This window comes from Candidatus Obscuribacterales bacterium (assembly GCA_036703605.1).
Lineage (GTDB): Bacteria > Cyanobacteriota > Cyanobacteriia > RECH01 > RECH01 > RECH01.
The window spans coordinates 1-3,285 of the sequence record DATNRH010000568.1 but is presented as its reverse complement, the minus strand read 5'-3'; the positions used below and the strand labels follow the sequence as shown (position 1 = coordinate 3,285).

At 50.9% G+C, this 3,285-nt stretch carries 3 protein-coding genes; 2 read left to right on the top strand and 1 reads right to left on the bottom strand.

The genetic code is table 11. The annotated features are described in order from the left end of the window. The first annotated feature begins 323 nt into the window (after positions 1 to 323). Together V6D20_12125 and V6D20_12120 are read left to right on the top strand one after the other, a co-directional pair. A complete protein-coding gene (locus tag V6D20_12125; protein HEY9816527.1) occupies positions 324 to 662 on the top strand; it encodes a ribbon-helix-helix domain-containing protein in 339 nt (112 codons plus the stop codon). Between the two features lie 169 nt (positions 663 to 831). Then, the gene (locus tag V6D20_12120; GenBank protein ID HEY9816526.1) at positions 832 to 1,821 is read left to right on the top strand and encodes a diguanylate cyclase; all 990 of its coding nucleotides are present in this window, start codon (positions 832 to 834) and stop codon (positions 1,819 to 1,821) included. 33 nt (positions 1,822 to 1,854) lie between these two features. On the opposite strand, the gene V6D20_12115 is transcribed toward V6D20_12120, so the two are convergent. Continuing rightward, complete coding sequence (locus V6D20_12115) at positions 1,855 to 2,988, bottom strand: ABC transporter substrate-binding protein (GenBank protein ID HEY9816525.1); 1,134 nt, start codon at positions 2,986 to 2,988, stop codon at positions 1,855 to 1,857. Between the last annotated feature and the right edge of the window lie 297 nt (positions 2,989 to 3,285).

Here is a 3,285-nt window from a genome sequence, read left to right as displayed (position 1 = left end):
TCAGCCTGTTATACAACTCCATTACTCATTCTAGGGTTGATTAGCCGGACTTGGTATAAGAACGAGAAATTTAAATGTGGGCGTTGTCTACCCTGCTTATCCTTTAAGTAAGATAGATAGGGTGGCGATCGCAACCATGAGCTTTCAGATGGATAGTCTGGTACTCTCGACACAAGGCTGGTGATCCAGTTCGTTGCCGTCTGATCAACGAGCTATCTTGGCAACCAGCTATCATCTACTTGCATTTCACCGCAAAGATACTACACTTGTAATACAAAACCAGTTTTCGATCCACCGTGAGGTAACGTCTATTCATGCATTCTGTGAACCCTATCCCACACCGCACCTCCACAACAGACATGGAGGTGACTAGCATTCGTCTTGAACGCGACCTAAAAGAGCGTCTGAAGCAACTTGCTGACAAACAGGGCTATCAGGCACTCATTCGAGACATCTTGTGGGACTATGTTCAACAGCGAGCGGATCGTCCTCCAAAACCGCGATCGCTGGGCGAGATTCGCTTCACCGTTGCTGCGATCGCCCGACGACCAGAGATTTGCTGGCTCACGGGTGCAGATATTGCTCCCCATGAACCCATGCTTTTGGGTCTGACGCTGACGGATGAAATGGTTCCCCTCAGTGCAGAAAGTATAGACCCGTGATGCTTTAGACTAGATTTCTCTAATCACAGTCTGGGATATTACCTACTCTAGGCAGGCCAGTTGCGTCTCCCGCTCGTTCAGCGAAGAGGCGCAAGACAAGGCGGTAGCGAAAATGGCACAATAGGTAGTCTACTGCTCTGCCTCAGTGCCTGCTGTTTAGGTTAAGTCGATGCAAAGTCCCGATTTAGAATCCCTCGCGCCTTCTTTCCAACCCCAGAACTTTCTGGTGTTGGTTGTCGATGATCTCCGCCAAAATCTTAAAATTGTAGGGACTATGTTAGATGAGGCGGGCTATGGCACCACCTTTTCTACGTCAGGGCCGCAAGCTCTAGAGCGAGTGCAGGCAGCACGTCCTGACCTGATTGTTCTAGACTTAATGATGCCTGATATGAGCGGTTTGGATGTCTGTAGAACCCTCAAGGCTAATCCAGAGTTTCGAGAAATCCCCATTATCTTCCTGACAGCCAGCCATCGTCAGGATCACCTGCTTAAGGCGTTTGAACTAGGTGCTGTAGATTACGTCACTAAACCATTTAGTTCAGCCGAGCTATTGGCCCGCGTCCGCACCCACCTAGAGCTGAAGCATACCCGAGACCAACTTCAGCTTGTGCTGTCAGAAGTTCAGCGCATGGCTACCATTGACTCATTAACCGGGGTGCTCAACCGACGATGTTTGTTTGACCTTGCCAAGCGGGAGTTTGAGCGATCGCAGCGCTATGGGTCAGTCTTCACCTTATTGATGCTGGACGTCGATCACTTCAAACGGATCAACGACACCTACGGCCATATGGTGGGCGATGAGGTTTTAAAGTCGCTCACGCAAGCAATTCAGCGATCGCTCCGTCAGGTGGATCAATTTGGACGATACGGCGGAGAAGAGTTTGTGATCGTGCTTCCAGAAAGCCCGCTCAACATAGCTCGACAGGTAGGCGATCGCCTCCGCATCATCTCTAGCCAGCTTTCTATCCCCACGAAGAGTGATCCTATCTCCCTGACGGTGAGCATTGGCATTGCTGCTTACGATCCTAACGACAAAGCCGTTGAAGACATTTTTGAACGGGCTGACCGTGCCCTCTACCAAGCCAAGGCAGAAGGGCGCGATCGCTGCTGTGTTTGGGAAGAGGTTGATGGATCGACAGCCCCAGTAGCCACAACCTAGACCAGGGCTGTGCGCGATCCCAACCCTAACGGTTTACTCCAATGGCTGACGCTCTGACGCAGGTGGCACTTGCCGATCTTCTAGGGGTGGCAAGTAGTCTGCTGTGAAGACAGCATCAATATCCGGTGTAGCCGTTAGTTCAAACCCCTTCACGGTTTGGGCAATGGTGGCTTCCAAACGAGCTGGATCCACGGCACCTAAACCAAGGGACTCTACCTCTTCATTCACCAGCAATTCATCCAAGGCAATTTGCAGCCGGAGTTTTTCTGCATCTCGATCCATGAGTTCATCGCCCGCCGCCACCACACTGTCTAGACCAGCTTCTGGGTCAACTAGCATGTCTTGAATGCCGCGAATGTAGGCGCGCAAGAAGGCCCGCACCGTTTCTTCATTAGCAGATAGAAAATCTTCCCGCACCAAAACAACGTTGCCATAAAAGTCAAGCCCGTTGTCCTTATAGTAAAAGATATTCAAGTCATCCATCGTTTTACCACCTGCTAACAGGGACGGCATCATGGAATAGATGAAACCGCTAATAGCATCTACATTGCCTTGCAGCAAGAAGGTTTCTCGTAATTTGGGCTCCATGGTGACCCATTCCACAGAGTTAGGATCAATACCTGCTTCCTCCGCCAACACAGGCCATAGGCGACGAGGTGCATCCCCTGCTGGTGCCCCTAGAGTCTTTCCAGCTAAGTCTTGGATGGAGTTGATGCCACTTTCTTGCGTCGTCACAATCGCAAAGGGTGCTTTGTTATAGGGCACAGCCACCACAATCAGCTTGTCGTCAGGATTGCGCTCGTTGAACTCAATCATGGAGTACATGTCGCCAAAGCCCATGTCATACTGACCGGCGGCAATTTTGCTGGATGTATCTGCTGAGCCATACCCACGCTCAATTTGTACATCCAAACCCTCTTCCGCGAAGTAGCCGCGCTCGATCGCAAGGGTAAGCGGTGCATCTACGCCTTGCAGGAGCCAAGATAGGGTAAACCGGACTGTAGTCAACGATTCTGGTGTCGCTTCCGTCGTCTCGGTGGTGGCTTCCGTATCCTCTACGGCTGTGGGAGTTTCTGGTGGAGTTTGGCATGCAGAAACCCCTGCCAGAGCGGCAATGACTAGACCCGATGCCATCCAGTTGCGAAGCCGAAGTTGACTCAATTTCATAGGAATTAACCGCTCACCTGTTCGTACAATGATTTGCTTTTGTGCCCAGGCCACGTCATCGTGATTGCCCGACAAAACTATCCCCCATATCTTGAATTTGAACGGCGGATGAAATTGTATTCAGCATTACCTTTGGCTGTGGGTTTCTAAAACCAGTGCGGCAAGCAGGTTGGCCTCACATAGGTCTTAGGGTATGGTGTTGAGCGGTGCTAGGCTGCATGTGTTCTGTATGTGCCCTGCCGTCATTCCTTATACCCTCACAGCTAGGAGATGCTGATGACCTCAGAGTTTAGGGCG